Raw genomic sequence first — 14,251 nt, 5'->3', positions numbered from 1 at the left:
GTCCCGCACCGTCGGTGCGGGACCACGGGCCCGCCCGTCGGGATGCCGGTCGGACGTCCCGGTCCCGTCCCGCGGGGGCGCCCGCCCCCGGCCTCCGCCCCCTGCCTCCGTCAGGCCCTTCGGCCCGTCAGGCCCTTCGGCCCGTCAGGCCCTCCGGCCCGTCAGGCCCTCCGATTCCCGGAGCCGCGTCGCGAGCGCGGACAGGCCGTCGAGGGTCCGCAACAGGAGGCCGTCGCCGAAGGTGATCCTGGTGGCGCCCAGGCGGCCGAGTGCGGCGGGGGCGGGGCCGTCCGGCGCGGCCAGGGCGTTGAGCGGGAGCTCCCCGAGGGCGACCCGCAGGGCCGGGAGGTCGGCGGCCGGGGCCGCGATCGGATAGACGCAGTCCGCGCCCGCCTCCGCATAGAGCCGGGCCCGGGCGATCGCGGCCTCCAGGGCGTCGGGCGCCCGGCGGACGTACGCGTCCACGCGCGCATTGAGGAAGAGCTCGGGCCCCGCCGCGGCCCGCACCTCCGCCAACCACTCCGCGTGGGCCTGCGGATCGCGGAGCGTGCGGTCCGGTCCGGTGTCCTCCAGGTTGACCCCGACGGCCCCGGACTCCCGTGCGCGCTCGACGAGTTCGGTCGCCGGGAGTCCGTAGCCGCCCTCCAGGTCCGCCGTCACGGGCACCGAGACGGACCGGGTGATCCGTGCGACGGCCGCGAACATCTCCGCCGCCGGGGTGTCCCCGTCCTCGTACCCCAGGGCGGCGGCGATCCCCGCACTCGGTGTGGCGAGCGCCGGATGCCCGGCCGCCTCGAAGGCGCGGGCGCTCGCCGCGTCCCACGGACCGGGCAGCACCAGCGGATCGTCCGCGGGCCGGTTCCGGTGGAGGGCCCGCAGCGCCGCGGCGGTCATGCGGGGCGCGGGGCGTAGTGGCCGGGCGCCATCCGGGTGGTGACGCCGATCCGGTTCCAGGCGTTGATCGTGACGATCGCGGCGATGACCCGGGCGAGTTCGACCTCCTCGAAGTGCGCGGCGGCCCGTGCGTACACCTCGTCGGGCACGGAACCGTCGGTGAGGACGGTGACCGCCTCGGTCAGGGCGAGCGCCGCGAGCTCGCGCTCGGTGTAGACGTGCCCGGACTCCTCCCACGCGGAGAGCTGCACGATCCGCTCCACGCTCTCGCCCCCGGCCAGCGCGTCCTTGCTGTGCATGTCGATGCAGAAGGCGCAGCGATTGATCTGCGAGGCCCGCAGCTTGATCAGGTGGTACAGGGTCGGGTCGATGTCCTTCGCGGTCGCCGCCTCCAGCCGGAGCATCGCCCGGTGGAACTCGGGGAGGCGCTCGGCGAGAGGGAGGCGGGAGACGTGCGCGGGGGTGGGGACGACCGTGTCGGTCGCCGCTGTCGAGGTGGTCATGACGATCACCGTACGGAGCAGATGGCGCAGTTGTATGGTCCATTTCCATGGCGAATGACTGGGCCACTTTCGGGTCCGACCTCCACCTGGAACTCCGCGGCCCGCGCCTGCGCGCCGGACTCATGGACGCCTTGCGGGAGGCCGTCCGCAGCGGTCGCCTGGCGGCCGGCACCCGGCTGCCGTCCTCCCGTTCGCTCGCTGCGGACCTCGGCATGGCCCGCAACACCGTCGCCGACGCCTACGCCGAACTGGTCGCCGAGGGATGGCTCACCGCCCGGCAGGGTTCCGGCACCCGCGTCGCCCCGCGGGCCTCGCCCCGCACCCCCGCGCCCGCCGTCCCGGTGCCCCCGCCGGCCGCCACGGGCCGCGACCGACCCGCCGCCCCCGCGCACAGCCTGAAGTCAGGCAGCCCCGACCTCGCCGCCTTCCCGCGCGCCGCGTGGCTCAAGGCGTACCGACGGGCGCTGACCAACGCCCCCAACGAGGCCTTCGGGTACGGCGATCCGCTCGGCCGGATCGAACTGCGCCGCGCCCTGGGCGAGTACCTCGCCCGCGCGCGGGGCGTGCACGCCCGACCCGAACGGATCGTGATCTGCGCCGGCTTCGTGCACGGCCTGGAGCTGATGGGGCAGGTGCTGCGGGCCCGCGGGGTGCGGAACGTAGCCGTCGAGTCGTACGGACTCGCACTCCACGACGGTCTGCTGCGCCGCGCCGGGCTGCGGACACCCGTCCTGGGCTTCGACGAACGGGGCACCAGAACAGGGGAGTTGACCGAGGTGCGCGACTGCGGAGCGGTTCTGATGACGGCCGCCCACCAGTATCCACTGGGTGGCGCCCTCCCTCCGGAGCGCCGGGCGGCGGTGGTCGACTGGGCGCGCGCCTCCGGCGGCCTCGTCCTGGAGGACGACTACGACGGGGAGTTCCGCTACGACCGACAGCCGGTCGGTGCGCTCCAGGGGCTCGATCCCGAGCACGTCGTCTACTTCGGCACGGCGAGCAAGTCCCTCGCGCCCGGGTTGAGGCTCGGCTGGATGGTCCTGCCGCAGGACCTGGTGGAGGACGTGGTGGCGGTGAAGGGGGCCGCGGACTGGGCGTCGAGCACGCCGGACCAGTTGGCGTTCGCCGAGTTCCTGCGCTCGGGGGCGTACGACCGGCACGTGCGGGCGATGCGACTGCGCTACCGTCGCCGCCGCGATCAACTGGTGGCGGCCGTCGCCGCGCACTCCCCGGGGACCGCGGTCAGCGGGATCGCGGCGGGCCTCCACGCCGTCCTGACCCTGCCGCCCGGCACGGAGCGGGCCACCCTGCGGGCCGCCGCATGGCGCGGGCTCACCGTCCAGGGCGTCGACCAATTCCGCCGCCCGGGGGTGCCGGTCACCCTCGAGGGCCTCGTCGTCGGCTACGCCACGCCCCCGGACAGCGGCTGGCAGGGCGCGCTCCGGGCCCTGTGCGGGATCCTGCCGTGAGGGGCGCGGTCGGTCGACGGGCCGGACGGCGAGGATTCCGACGGACGGGACGCGGTCACGACGAGACGGACGGGACGCGGTCACGACGAAGGGACGGCCCCGGGTGGTGCCGGGGCTTCGCCGAAACGAGCCAGGACCAGTGAGGCCGCCACCGCCAGCGCGAAGCCCGTGATCGCCAGCCAGCCGAGGCCGTCCCGGGTGCTGTCCCCGAGCCAGGCCACCCCGACGATCGCGGGCCCGACCGTCTCGCCGAGCACCGCGCCCGCCGTCGCCGTCGTCACCGAGCCCCGCTGGAACGCCGAGGTCAGCAGCAGGAACGCCGAGCCGCCGCCGACCAGGAGGGCGTACCAGACCGGATCGGTCAGGTCGATGCCGTCGATCAGCCGGACGGCCACCTCCACCACCCCGAAACCGAAGCCCGCCCCGAGGCCGAGGACGAGCGCCCGGGGCCGCTCCGGCAGCCGTCCCGCCAGCACTCCGAGCAGTAGCACCCCGAACGAGGCCCCGAGCAGCGACCAGCGCAGTGCCGCCGAGCCCTCCCGGTGCCCTTCCGAGCCGGAGGCCAGCGCCAGCATCGCGAGGCCCGTGCAGACCACTGCCACGGCCGTCCACTCGATCCGGCTCAGCCGCACCCGCAGGACCCGGGAGGCGATGACCGCCGTGACCGCCAGGCTCGCGGCGAGGGCCGCGCCGACCACGTAGATGGGCAGCGTGCGCAGCGCCACGACCTGGAGGACGAACCCCAGCCCGTCCATGCCCAGTCCGGCGAGATAGCGCCACTGCCGCAGGGCGCGCCACATCAGCGCGACGTCGACGCCGCCGTTCGTGCCCGGCTCGACGGCACGCGCCGCCATTGCCTGCAGGACGGAGGCCGCACCGAAGCAGAGGGCAGAGGTCAGGGCACAGATCATCCCAAGGAGCACGAAAAGACTCTAGAGCGCGGGGCCGAAAAGCACCGGCCTACACTGTGCGGTCGCGGCGGCGAAGGGGAGGGGACGGACATGCGCAGGCTGAGGTCGAGCACGGTGGTGCTCGGCGGGATGGGCGTGCTCGCGGCGACGATCACCGCGTGCGGTGCGGAGCCGGACAAGCGGTGCGTGGACCCGCTGTCCAGGGAGGAACTGCCCCGCTACGAGTGCGAGACAGGTGGTGGCAGCGGCGGGGGCGACGGCGACGGGAGCCCCCGCGGCTCCTACTACTACGGCGGTTCCGTCCGTGACAAGCGGGTGAGCGGCGGCAGCTTCAACAAGGCCGCCGTCGACACCGGCGGTTTCGGCTGCTCCGGCACCGGCGGCGGCTGAGGCGACCGGGCACCGTGGAACGCCACACCATCGAACCCAGGCCCGGCTGGCAGGAGACGGTCGAGGGGCAGGGCCTGGTCTACCCGCTGACCCGCCATCCGGACGGTTCGCTGCGCCCGTACTGGGACGAGAGCGCGTACTACTCCTTCTCGCTGTCCGAGGTCGAGGCCCTGGAAGAGGTCGTCGAGGAGCTACACGCGATGTGTTTGGCGGCTGCCGCGCACATCGTCGAGAAGGACCGTTTCGCCGAGCTGGGGATCACCGACCCCGCGCTGGCCGGCCTGGTCGCCGAGTCCTGGCGACGGCGTGCCGAACTCCCCTCCCTGTACGGCCGGTTCGACCTGCGCTACGACGGCGCCGGGCCGGCCAAGATGCTGGAGTACAACGCCGACACCCCCACCTCGCTGGTGGAGGCCGCGAGCCCGCAGTGGTTCTGGATGGAGGAGCGGTTCCCCGGCGCCGACCAGTGGAACTCCCTCCACGAACGGCTCGTCGAGGCCTGGCGGCGGCAAGCGCCGCTCCTGCCGCCGGGCCCCGTCCACTTCGCCCACTCGGACGGCGACGAACTGGGCGAGGACCTGATGACGGTCGCCTATCTGCGGGAGACCGCCCAGCAGGCCGGACTCGACACCGAGGCGCTCTCCGTCGAACGGATCGGCTGGGACCGGCTCTCGCGCCGCTTCGTGGACGACCGGCTCCGCTTCCTGCGCAGCTGCTTCAAGCTCTACCCGTGGGAGTGGCTGACCACCGACCGCTTCGGCCCGTACGTCCTGGACACCCTCGACAACGGGGGCGGCACCGGCACCACCTGCTGGATCGAACCCGCCTGGAAGATGCTGCTGTCCAACAAGGCGCTGCTCGCGATCCTGTGGGAGCTGAACCCGGGCCACCCCCACCTGCTGCCCTCCTACCTCGACGGTCCCCGCGAACTCGCCGTGACCACCGGCTGGGTCGCCAAGCCGCTGTTGGGGCGCGAGGGCGCGGGCGTCACCCTGCACGAGGCCGGCACGGAGCCCTTCGTACGGGACGGGGAGGCCTGTTGCTACCAGGAGTTGGCCCCGCTGCCCGACTTCGACGGCAACCGGGTGGTGCTCGGCGCATGGATCGTCGGGGACGAAGCGGCGGGGCTCGGCATCCGGGAGTCGGCGGGGCCCGTCACCGACGAGTACGCCCGCTTCCTCCCGCACGTCATCCTGTAGCGGTCACTCGGGGACGTAGTCCCGCAGCGGGGCGGGCTTCAGGCCGGCGGCCTCCGCCAGGTCGAGGGCCCGCTCCAGGTCCTGCTCCACCGTCTCGTTGAAGTGCAGCAGGATGATGTCCCCCGCCTTCAACTGCGGCTCCGGAGGCGTCCAACCGCCCCAGGTGGTGAGGTCGTAGGTCCAGGTCACCAGGGCCTTCGCCCCGCAGGCCCGGGCGGTGGTCAGGGTGGTCGCGTCGTAGGTGCCGTACGGCGGGCGCAGCAGCCGCGGCCCGTCGCCGAACTGGGCGAGGTGCGCCTCCCGGGCCCCGCAGACCTCCGCCCGCTGCCCGTCGGCGTCGAGCGCGGTCAGGTCCGGGTGGCCGACCGTGTGGTTCTCGACCCGGGAGCGGCCCTGGTCGAGCAGGGCGTGGAAGTAGCCGGAGTCGTAGGAGTACGCGCCGGGGAGCACGAAGAGGGAGGCCGGTACGCGGCGGTCGAGCAGCAGCTTCGCCGCGGCGGGGTCGTGGTTCCAGCCGTCGTCGAGGGTGATGAAGACGACCGGGTCGGTGGTCTCGACGTGGGAGACCACCGGGACGGGCGCGGGCCAGGCCGCCTCCGGTGCGGCGTGCGCGGGGCCGGAGAACGCGCCGAGGAGCGCGAGCGGGACGAGGGCGGCGAGCGCGGCCCGCAGGGGGCGGCGCAGACGGAGTCTCGGCATGGCCGCATCATTGGCCTAGACCAACTCGGCTGTCAATGGCCCGAGTTGCCGCCCGCCGCCCCCTCCGGCCGGATCGCGTCAGTCCGACAGCACCCCCCGCAGCTGTTCGAGGCCCCAGTCCAGGTCCTCCTTCGAGATCACCAGCGGAGGAGCGATCCGGATCGTCGACCCGTGGGTGTCCTTCACCAGCACCCCCCGCTCCATCAGCCGCTCCGAGACCTCCCGGCCGGTGCCCCGGCCCGGTGCGATGTCCACCCCGGCCCACAGCCCGCGCCCGCGCACCGCCTCCACCGCACCGCCGCCCACCAGCAGCCCCAGCTCCGCGTGCAGGTGCTCGCCCAGCTCCGCCGCCCGCTCCTGGAACTCACCGGTCCGCAGCATCGCGATCACCTCCAGGGCCACCGCGCACGCCAACGGGTTCCCGCCGAACGTCGAGCCGTGCTCACCCGGGCGGAACACCCCGAGCACCTCGCGGTCCGCGACCACCGCCGACACCGGTACGACCCCGCCGCCCAGCGCCTTCCCCAGGACGTAGACGTCCGGCACCACTCCCTCGTGCTCACACGCGAACGTCCGCCCCGTCCGCCCCAGGCCCGACTGGATCTCGTCCGCCATGAACAGCACGTTCCGCCGGCGCGTCAACTCCCGCACCCCCGCCAGGTAACCGGCCGGCGGCACCAGGACGCCCGCCTCGCCCTGGATCGGCTCCAGCAGCACCGCCACCGTGTTCTCGGTGACCGCCGCCTCCATCGCCGTCAGGTCCCCGTACGGCACGATCTCGAAGCCCGGCGTGTACGGCCCGAAGTGGTCCCGCGCCTCGTGGTCCGTGGAGAAGCTCACGATCGTCGTCGTCCGGCCGTGGAAGTTGTTCGCCGCGACCACGATCTTCGCGTGCCCGTCCGGCACGCCCTTGACCTCGTACCCCCACTTCCGGGCGGTCTTCACGGCCGTCTCGACCGCCTCCGCCCCCGTGTTCATCGGCAGCACCGCCTCCTTGCCGCACAGCTCCGCCAGCTGTGTGCAGAAGTCGGCGAACCGGTCGTGGTGGAAGGCCCGGGAGGTCAGCGTCACCCGCTCCAGTTGGGCCTTCGCGGCATCGATCAGACGCCGGTTGCCGTGCCCGAAGTTGAGCGCCGAGTACCCGGCGAGAAGGTCGAGGTAGCGGCGGCCCTCGACGTCGGTCATCCAGGCGCCGTCCGCCGAAGCGACGACGACCGGAAGGGGGTGGTAGTTGTGCGCGCTGTGCGCCTCCGCGGAAGCGATCGCGTCTGCTGTCCTCGACACGGGATCTCCGTTCGTCCTGCGGCTCGGGGGGTGCCTGTGGCCCCTTTCTTATCGTCGCTCGGATACCGGACGGGGAAACCTCGACGACGGCGCGCCCGCCACCGTGGAAACACGCGTGGCGACCGGTGCACGGGGAGGCGGCCCCGGAGGAACGACGCGCCCCCCGCGCCTCGCCGCACGTCCCGCCACCTCCCCGCACCACCCCGTGCCCACTGGGGCCGCACCCCCGCACCCCCGTCCCGCCGCCCCCGTCGGCTTCGCCCGCGCCGACGGTCCGGGACCGTCTCCGGCCCCTCCGGGGGGCGACGGGGCGTCGCCCCCGCCGCCCGTGGGCCCGGCCGCTCGCCTCACTCCGCCGGTCCGCGCCCGCTTCCGACGAGGGGTTTCCCACCGGTCCTCACAGCTCGCCCTGGTCCTTCAGCACCCGACGGGCCTGGGCGAAGAGCATGCCCACGTTCACCGACTTGCGGCACACGACGACGGCCACGACCTCGTCGGCGCTGTCCGCCCTGAGGAACAGGTGGGCCAGGTTGTCGCTGTTGACCAGGATCTCCTGGAAGTAGTGCCGGTCGCTGACGACCCCGCGGCGCTCCTTGAAGATGCCTTCGATCATCACCACGTTGCGGCCCTGGAAGAGGTCGAGGGTGGCTGCCGCCAGCATGTCGAGCACCTCAGGCGGGTGCGAATCGACCGTCTCCACCGACAGCAGCATCCCCGTGGACATGTCGATGATGCCCGCGGCCACGCAGTCCGGCACTTCGGCCCGCAGTGCCTTGACGAGGCGTGAGACCCGCCCCGCCATGGTCTGGGGTGCTTGCACTTCCGACCCGCTCATCGTGCTTCCTCTCCGGTTCCGTCGGTCCGTCCCGCCGTCGTGCCGCCCGGAGCCGCACCTCCGGGCGGCCCGGTGAGCAGGGTGGTGATGCGTTGTGCGGAGGCCTGCGCCTCGGTGTTCAGACGGGTGACGTCCATGCCCGCGTCACCGATCACCCCGATCAGCGCCATCTCGCCGAGGGCATGGGTGACGAGGTATCCGTCGGTGAACCGGGACACGGTGTGGTGGAGCGTGCCCCGGCTCGTCATCGAGCCGGCCCGGCGGGCGATGTTGAGGGTCGCCGCGGTGAGGGCGGCCAGGCTCTCGGGTTCCGCCGCGTCATCGGTCTCCGCCGTGATCAGCAGGCCGTCGATGGAAGCCACCACGACGTCGGTGACCCCGACGACCCGGTCCCTCAGCGTCCGCACCTCTGCTGCCAACTGGGCTTTCGTGGATGTCACTGCTCTCCTGTCGTGTTCGTGCTTCGGTGTGTGCCGTCGGCGGAGCCCGTGGCCGGGACGGTGCGTTCGGCGCCCTGTCGGCCGGGCCCGGCGCAGCGCCCTGCCCGGGGCCCGCTAGAGACCGGCCGCCGGCCTGAGCGGCAGGACGTCGTTGATGCCGCTCGCCCCCGGCAGGCGGCGCGGCAGGTCGCCCACGGCCGTGACGGGCCGGGCGGGGGGCGTGTCGGGGCGGGCCGGCGCCACCGCTTCGACCAGCCCCTCCGTCAGGAGCCGGGAGACCTCGACCGCGACGGCATAGAGGCTCCGGCCGAGGAGGAACGCGATGTCCCTGGCGCTGCGCCGGCCGTTGATCCGGAGCAGGATCTCCCGCCGCTCACCGGCGGCGGTGGCGTCCAGCAGTGCCGTGCCGGTGGGGGTCCGGCCCAGCCGGGTGCGGAAGAGCGAGAAGGGGCGCCGCCGCGAGGCGAGGGCTCGGATGCGGCGTTCCGCCTCCAGTGCCAGCCAGTCGGGCTCTATCGCCCGGAGGGCGGCCAGTCGACAGTCGTGCGTGTTCCGGTCCAGTCGGAAGCCGTCGATCCGGCCCATCCCGACGGCCAGGGCGCCGTCCAGGGCGGCTGCCACGCATATCAGCTGCAATTCGGCGGCGCCGATGAGTTCCCGGGTGACGAGTTCGGCTCCGACGAGGTGTCCCGTGCTGCAGGCCCGCGTCGCGGCGGACCAGTCCGCCTCGGTGACGCGACCGGAGCGCAGGAGGAGGGTCTCGGGTCCGGGAGCGCCCGGCGAGACCACCTCGACGATCGCGCCGCCCCTGAAGTGGAACGAACCCCCCGGGTTCCCGCTGACCAGCAGCGTTCCGGAGGTCCTGTCCAGTGGCGCCTCGGTCAAGGTTCTCGCGAGTTCCCGCCCCATCACCCGTGACGGTTTCCTGAGGGCCGGTACGTCGTTTTCTGGCATTCCCCTGCAATCGGCCGCGCTTTCCGTGGACATCCCGCACTTCGCATTCCCATGCGTCAGCCCGAGAAGTGAAAGTCACCCTAAAGGGTTATCGGGCACGGAAGGCGCCCATGTCTTCTTGTTTGCGATAAGCGGGTCATTGCGTTTTATTTCCGTCACTTTTGTTTCGTGATCGACTGCTTCACGAGGGTGGGTGCGGCTACCTTCGCCGGGTGCCGGGTGCCGGGTGCCGGGTGCCGACGAGGGGCCGCCCGACCGGTGTGTGTTCCCCGTCTCGCCGACCCCCTCCGGTTCCCGCGCGATCGGGGTCGGGGATGGGCGGCCCGGTGTCCTCCCCGCGCCTCCGGGCCTCCGGGGTACCGGCAGTCCCGGTTCGCTTCCCGCACCTGAGAGAATGAGTCACATGGCCTCTGATCGCCCGTCCGTCGCCCACCACCACCCCCAGGGGAATGGCTTCGCCATGCAGCATCGTCCGCGTGCGCTCTCCGGGATCCAGCCCACGGCAGGCTCCTTCCACCTCGGCAACTACCTCGGTGCGATCCGTCAGTACGTCGCGCTGCAGGAGACCCACGACGCCTTCTACATGGTCGTCGACCTGCACGCCATCACGGTGCCCCAGGACCCCGCCGAGCTGCGGGCGAACACCCGGCTCGCCGCCGCCCAGCTGCTCGCCTCCGGCCTCGACCCGGACCGCTGCACGCTGTTCATCCAGAGCCACGTCCCCGAGCACGCGCAGCTCGGCTGGGTCATGAACTGCCTCACCGGCTTCGGCGAGGCCTCCCGCATGACCCAGTTCAAGGACAAGTCCGCCAAGCAGGGGGCCGACCGCGCCACCGTCGGCCTCTTCACGTACCCGATCCTGCAGGTCGCGGACATCCTGCTCTACCAGGCCAACGAGGTTCCGGTCGGCGAGGACCAGCGCCAGCACATCGAGTTGACCCGCGACCTCGCGGAGCGCTTCAACGGCCGCTTCGGCGAGACCTACACGATTCCCAAGCCGTACATCGTCAAGGAGACCGGGAAGATCTACGACCTCCAGGACCCGACGATCAAGATGAGCAAGTCGGCGTCCACGCCGAAGGGCCTGATCAACCTCCTGGACGACCCGAAGGTCACCGCCAAGAAGGTCAAGAGCGCCGTCACCGACACCGACACGGTGATCCGCTTCGACCCGGAGAACAAGGCCGGCGTCTCCAACCTGCTCACCATCATGTCCACGCTCACCGACACGTCCGTCGCGGACCTGGAGAAGAGCTACGAGGGCAAGATGTACGGCGCACTGAAGACCGACCTCGCCGAGGTCATGGTGGACTTCGTCACGCCGTTCCGGGCCCGCACCCAGGAATATCTGGACGACCCGGAGACGCTGGACTCGGTCCTGGCCAAGGGAGCGGAGAAGGCCCGCGCGGTCGCCGCGGAGACGCTGGCGCAGACGTACGACCGCATCGGCTTCCTGCCCGCCAAGCACTGAGTCCGAGGACCCTGGCCACGAGGGCGGTGCAGGCCGCACACTGGCGGCTGCACCACCACACACCGACTCGACGACGGACGACGGAGGAGAACGACGTGGGGACCGTAACGCTCGGCGTTTCGATCGCGGTCCCGGAGCCCTACGGCAGCCTGCTCCAGGAGCGGCGCGCCGGCTTCGGGGACCCGGCCGCACACGGCATCCCCACGCACGTCACCTTGGTGCCGCCGACCGAGGTCCCCGAGGAACGCCTGCCGCAGATCGAGGCGCACCTCGCCGGTGTCGCCGCCGACCAGCAGTCGTTCCCCGTCCGGCTCCGGGGCACCGGCACCTTCCGCCCGCTCTCCCCGGTGGTCTTCGTGAAGCTGGAGGAGGGCGTGTCCCCCTGCCACCGCCTCCAGCACCGCATCCGTGACGAGGCCGGGCCGCTGGTGCGCGAGCTCCAGTTCCCGTACCACCCGCACGTCACCGTGGCGCACGGCATCTCCGAGGAGGGGATGGACCGGGCCTTCGAGGAGCTCGCCGGATACGAGGCGGCCTGGACCTGCCGCTCCTTCGGGCTGTACGAGCAGGGCCCGGACGGGGTGTGGCGCAAGCTGTACGACTACGAGTTCGGCAGTGGCCGCCCGGTCCCGGCCGTTCCCGTGCAGGGCGACAGCCCGGTCGGCACCCCGACGGCCACGTAGGACGGCCACGTAGGACGGCCGGACGGCGCCGGGGCCGACGCCGCGGAGCCGACGACGCCGCGGGGCGGGCGCCGGGGAAGAGGTGCCGGTGCGTCACCCCTGCAGCCGGCGGAAGAGCGCCCGCGGCACGTGCCGCACCCCCGACATCACCATCCGTAGCCCACCCGGCACCCACACCGCCTCCGAGCGCCGCCGCAGCCCCAGCTCGACCGCGCGTGCGACCTCCTCCGGAGTCGTCGCGAACGGTCCCTCCGGGCGCCCGTCCGTCCTTCTCGCGCGCACGCACCCGGACCGCACCAGCATGACGTGCACCCCCGTGCCGTACAGCGCGTCCCCGAGCCCTGCGGTGAAGGCGTCGAGCCCCGCCTTCGACGAGCCGTAGATGAAGTCCTCGCGGCGCGCCCGTTCGCCCGCCACCGACGACAGCACCACCAGCGAGCCGTGCCCCTGCGTCTGGAGCGCACCCCCGCACACCAGCCCCGCCGAGACGGCCCCCGTGTAGTTGGTCCGGGCGACCCGGGCCGCGGCCACCGGATCGGACTCGTCGCGCGCCTGGTCGCCCGGGACCCCGAAGGCGAACAGCACCATGTCGACGTCGCCCTCGGCGAAGACCTTTCCGAGCCGCTCCTCGTGCGACTCGACGTCGAGCGCGTCGAAGGACACCGTGTGCACGTCCGCCCCGAGCGTCCGCAGCGAGTCCGCGGCGGCCCTGAGCGCGGGGGAGGGGCGCCCGGCCAGCCAGACCGTCCGGGTGCGGCGCGCGATCAACCGACGGGCGGTGGCGAGCCCGATCTCCGAAGTGCCGCCCAGGACGAGCAGGGACTGCGGGGCGCGGAAGGCGTCCTTCAAGGGGGTCCTCCTCAAGGGCGGGACGACGAGGGGGCACGGGGCGAAGCCTCCGGTCCCCGTCGGGCGTCCGGGTCGGGGCCGTGCGGACCCCACCGGTGACCGCTGCGCAGCCGCCGTCCCGGACGGGGTCCCGACGACCAGGAAGATGACCGTATAGCGAATTCTGTTACGTATGCCGGTATTGCAATTCGGTGCGTCGGGTCGAAGGGGGACGACGAAACGAGTGCCGGGGGGAGAAGGCCCGCGGGCGCCCCCGGAAACCGGCTGCCGGTGCTCACCACGGCCGTCGGACGCGCCGCGGTCGACCGCGGCGACGGAGGCCCGAACGCGGGCACCGGCCGTTCCGGCCCGGCCGAGTGCCGCCGCGCCGAATGTCGATCGTGGTTCTGCGCGCTCCGACGGGGGATTCTCGTAGTCGGTTCGTCCGACGGAGCGAGGAGAAGACATACGACATGGACTGGTTGACCAAGCTCCCCGTCATCGGCCCGTGGGTCGCCCGCTTCATGCGCACCCACGCCTGGCGCGCGTACGAGACCCTGGACGAAGCGCATTGGACCCGGCTCGCCGCCGCGATCACCTTCGTCTCCTTCCTGGCCCTCTTCCCGTTGATCACGGTCGCGGCCGCGATCGGCGCCTCGCTCCTCACCGCCGACCAGCTCGACCGGATCGAGAAGAAGCTCGGCGAGCAGGTGCCCGGCATCTCCGATCAGCTCGACATCGGCGGGCTCGTCGCCAATGCCGGCACCATCGGCCTCGTCGCCGGTGCCGTCCTGCTCGTCACCGGCATCAGCTGGATCGGCTCCATGCGGGAATGCCTGCGCGCGGTCTGGGGGCTCGACGACATCGAGGGCAACCCGATCCTGCTCAAGGCCAAGGACGGACTGATCCTCCTCGGCCTCGGCGGCGTCGCGCTCGCCTCGCTCGCCGCCTCCTGGTTGGGTTCCACCGCCGTCGACTGGAGCGCGGACCAACTGGGGCTCTCCGGCGGCGGGGCGGGCGGCGTGCTGCTCCAGGGCGCTGCCGTGCTCGTCGGAGTCGTCGCCGACTTCCTGATCCTGCTGTACGTGCTGTCCTTGCTGCCGGGCGTCGAACCGCGCCGCAGGGACCTCGCGCTGGCGGCGCTCATGGGCGCGGTCGGCTTCGAGCTGCTGAAGCTGCTCCTCGGCGGCTACATGCGGGGCGTCGCGGCGAAGTCGATGTACGGGGCGTTCGGCGTTCCCGTCGCCCTGCTCCTCTGGATCAACTTCACCGCGAAGCTCCTGCTGTTCTGCGCGGCCTGGACGGCTACCGGTTCCGGTCTGAAGAGGACGTCCCGGCAGGAGGCTCCTGAGACGCGGGGGACTTCTCCGTCCGAGGGGACTCCTCCGTCCGAGGGGACTCCTCCGTCGCCGGAGGGTCCTCCGTCCGCGGCGGGCCCTTCGGCTCCGGAGCGTCCCCTGACGCCGCAGGGTCCTTCGGCTCCCGGGCGTCCCCACCGTCCGGGGAACGGGGATTCCGAGCCGCCGACGAGGCCAGCGGCCAGCGCCGGTTGACCAGGAAGGCCGCCGCGGCGAGGAGGACGAGGACGCCGCCCGCCACCGCCAGGGCGATTCCGATCCCGCCGGACCTTCCCGGGGCGGCCACCGGGGCGGTGGACTCCTCCGGGGCGTCCTTGCCGGCCGCCGGGGCCGCGT

Annotated in this window: 15 protein-coding genes; 6 read left to right on the top strand and 9 right to left on the bottom strand. The window is 72.7% G+C overall.

The window, feature by feature from the left end:
* Positions 1-144 precede the first annotated feature (144 nt).
* Entirely contained in the window at positions 145-894 is a 750-nt protein-coding gene (locus tag ACFW22_RS24995) for an isocitrate lyase/phosphoenolpyruvate mutase family protein (protein WP_386408511.1), read from the bottom strand.
* Entirely contained in the window at positions 891-1,397 is a 507-nt protein-coding gene (locus ACFW22_RS24990) for a carboxymuconolactone decarboxylase family protein (protein ID WP_386408509.1), read from the bottom strand. The genes ACFW22_RS24995 and ACFW22_RS24990 overlap by 4 nt, the downstream gene beginning before the upstream one ends.
* 47 nt (positions 1,398-1,444) lie before the next feature.
* Between ACFW22_RS24990 and ACFW22_RS24985 the strand changes: the two genes are divergently transcribed.
* Positions 1,445-2,863: a PLP-dependent aminotransferase family protein gene (locus ACFW22_RS24985; RefSeq protein WP_386408507.1), complete on the top strand. Its 1,419-nt coding sequence runs from the start codon at positions 1,445-1,447 to the stop codon at positions 2,861-2,863.
* A gap of 80 nt (positions 2,864-2,943) precedes the next feature.
* On the opposite strand, the gene ACFW22_RS24980 is transcribed toward ACFW22_RS24985, so the two are convergent.
* Positions 2,944-3,774, bottom strand: a complete 831-nt coding sequence (locus ACFW22_RS24980; protein ID WP_386408535.1) for a hypothetical protein — start codon at positions 3,772-3,774, stop codon at positions 2,944-2,946.
* 90 nt (positions 3,775-3,864) lie between these two features.
* Between ACFW22_RS24980 and ACFW22_RS24975 the strand changes: the two genes are divergently transcribed.
* Both ACFW22_RS24975 and ACFW22_RS24970 read left to right on the top strand, forming a co-directional pair.
* On the top strand, positions 3,865-4,164 hold the full coding sequence (locus ACFW22_RS24975; RefSeq protein WP_386408505.1) for a hypothetical protein: 300 nt from the start codon (positions 3,865-3,867) through the stop codon (positions 4,162-4,164).
* A 14-nt stretch (positions 4,165-4,178) separates the two neighbouring features.
* Positions 4,179-5,363, top strand: a complete 1,185-nt coding sequence (locus tag ACFW22_RS24970) for a glutathionylspermidine synthase family protein (protein WP_386408503.1) — start codon at positions 4,179-4,181, stop codon at positions 5,361-5,363.
* A 3-nt stretch (positions 5,364-5,366) separates the two neighbouring features.
* Here the strand turns inward: ACFW22_RS24970 and ACFW22_RS24965 are convergent, their stop codons facing one another.
* The 5 genes from ACFW22_RS24965 to ACFW22_RS24945 form a co-directional block, all read right to left on the bottom strand.
* Entirely contained in the window at positions 5,367-6,062 is a 696-nt protein-coding gene (locus ACFW22_RS24965) for a polysaccharide deacetylase family protein (RefSeq protein ID WP_384879481.1), read from the bottom strand.
* A gap of 78 nt (positions 6,063-6,140) precedes the next feature.
* Positions 6,141-7,346 carry an ornithine--oxo-acid transaminase gene (gene rocD, locus ACFW22_RS24960; protein ID WP_386408501.1) on the bottom strand — a complete coding sequence of 402 codons (1,206 nt, stop codon included), beginning with the start codon at positions 7,344-7,346 and terminating at the stop codon, positions 6,141-6,143.
* Between the two features lie 397 nt (positions 7,347-7,743).
* On the bottom strand, positions 7,744-8,148 hold the full coding sequence (locus ACFW22_RS24955) for a hypothetical protein (RefSeq protein ID WP_386408533.1): 405 nt from the start codon (positions 8,146-8,148) through the stop codon (positions 7,744-7,746).
* A 29-nt stretch (positions 8,149-8,177) separates the two neighbouring features.
* Entirely contained in the window at positions 8,178-8,621 is a 444-nt protein-coding gene (locus ACFW22_RS24950) for a roadblock/LC7 domain-containing protein (RefSeq protein ID WP_386408499.1), read from the bottom strand.
* Between the two features lie 114 nt (positions 8,622-8,735).
* Complete coding sequence (locus ACFW22_RS24945; protein WP_386408497.1) at positions 8,736-9,506, bottom strand: MarR family transcriptional regulator; 771 nt, start codon at positions 9,504-9,506, stop codon at positions 8,736-8,738.
* A 529-nt stretch (positions 9,507-10,035) separates the two neighbouring features.
* Here ACFW22_RS24945 and trpS point away from each other — a divergent pair.
* Together trpS and ACFW22_RS24935 are read left to right on the top strand one after the other, a co-directional pair.
* Positions 10,036-11,046, top strand: coding sequence for a tryptophan--tRNA ligase (gene trpS, locus ACFW22_RS24940; protein ID WP_386408531.1), 1,011 nt, complete (start codon positions 10,036-10,038; stop codon positions 11,044-11,046).
* 95 nt (positions 11,047-11,141) lie between these two features.
* Entirely contained in the window at positions 11,142-11,729 is a 588-nt protein-coding gene (locus ACFW22_RS24935) for a 2'-5' RNA ligase family protein (protein WP_386408495.1), read from the top strand.
* A 93-nt stretch (positions 11,730-11,822) separates the two neighbouring features.
* Here ACFW22_RS24935 and ACFW22_RS24930 read toward each other — a convergent pair whose 3' ends face one another.
* Positions 11,823-12,578 (bottom strand): SDR family NAD(P)-dependent oxidoreductase, encoded by a 756-nt coding sequence (locus ACFW22_RS24930; protein ID WP_386408493.1) that lies wholly within the window; start codon positions 12,576-12,578, stop codon positions 11,823-11,825.
* Positions 12,579-13,030: 452 nt separating this feature from the next.
* Between ACFW22_RS24930 and ACFW22_RS24925 the strand changes: the two genes are divergently transcribed.
* Positions 13,031-14,110, top strand: a complete 1,080-nt coding sequence (locus ACFW22_RS24925) for a YhjD/YihY/BrkB family envelope integrity protein (RefSeq protein WP_386408491.1) — start codon at positions 13,031-13,033, stop codon at positions 14,108-14,110.
* The last annotated feature ends 141 nt before the right edge of the window (positions 14,111-14,251 follow it).

This window comes from Streptomyces sp. NPDC058872 (assembly GCF_042743065.1).
GTDB lineage: Bacteria > Actinomycetota > Actinomycetes > Streptomycetales > Streptomycetaceae > Streptomyces.
This window is presented reverse-complemented; position numbering and strand designations above follow the sequence as displayed.

Excerpts from the sequence above, each read along its gene's own strand:
- ACFW22_RS24995 (WP_386408511.1), bottom strand. The coding sequence starts at position 894 with ATGACCGCCGCGGCGCTGCGGGCCCTCCACCGGAACCGGCCCGCGGAC.
- ACFW22_RS24990 (WP_386408509.1), bottom strand. The coding sequence starts at position 1,397 with ATGACCACCTCGACAGCGGCGACCGACACGGTCGTCCCCACCCCCGCG.
- ACFW22_RS24985 (WP_386408507.1), top strand. The coding sequence starts at position 1,445 with ATGGCGAATGACTGGGCCACTTTCGGGTCCGACCTCCACCTGGAACTC.
- ACFW22_RS24980 (WP_386408535.1), bottom strand. The coding sequence starts at position 3,774 with ATGATCTGTGCCCTGACCTCTGCCCTCTGCTTCGGTGCGGCCTCCGTC.
- ACFW22_RS24975 (WP_386408505.1), top strand. The coding sequence starts at position 3,865 with ATGCGCAGGCTGAGGTCGAGCACGGTGGTGCTCGGCGGGATGGGCGTG.
- ACFW22_RS24965 (WP_384879481.1), bottom strand. The coding sequence starts at position 6,062 with ATGCCGAGACTCCGTCTGCGCCGCCCCCTGCGGGCCGCGCTCGCCGCC.
- ACFW22_RS24955 (WP_386408533.1), bottom strand. The coding sequence starts at position 8,148 with ATGGCGGGGCGGGTCTCACGCCTCGTCAAGGCACTGCGGGCCGAAGTG.
- trpS (WP_386408531.1), top strand. The coding sequence starts at position 10,036 with ATGCAGCATCGTCCGCGTGCGCTCTCCGGGATCCAGCCCACGGCAGGC.
- ACFW22_RS24925 (WP_386408491.1), top strand. The coding sequence starts at position 13,031 with ATGGACTGGTTGACCAAGCTCCCCGTCATCGGCCCGTGGGTCGCCCGC.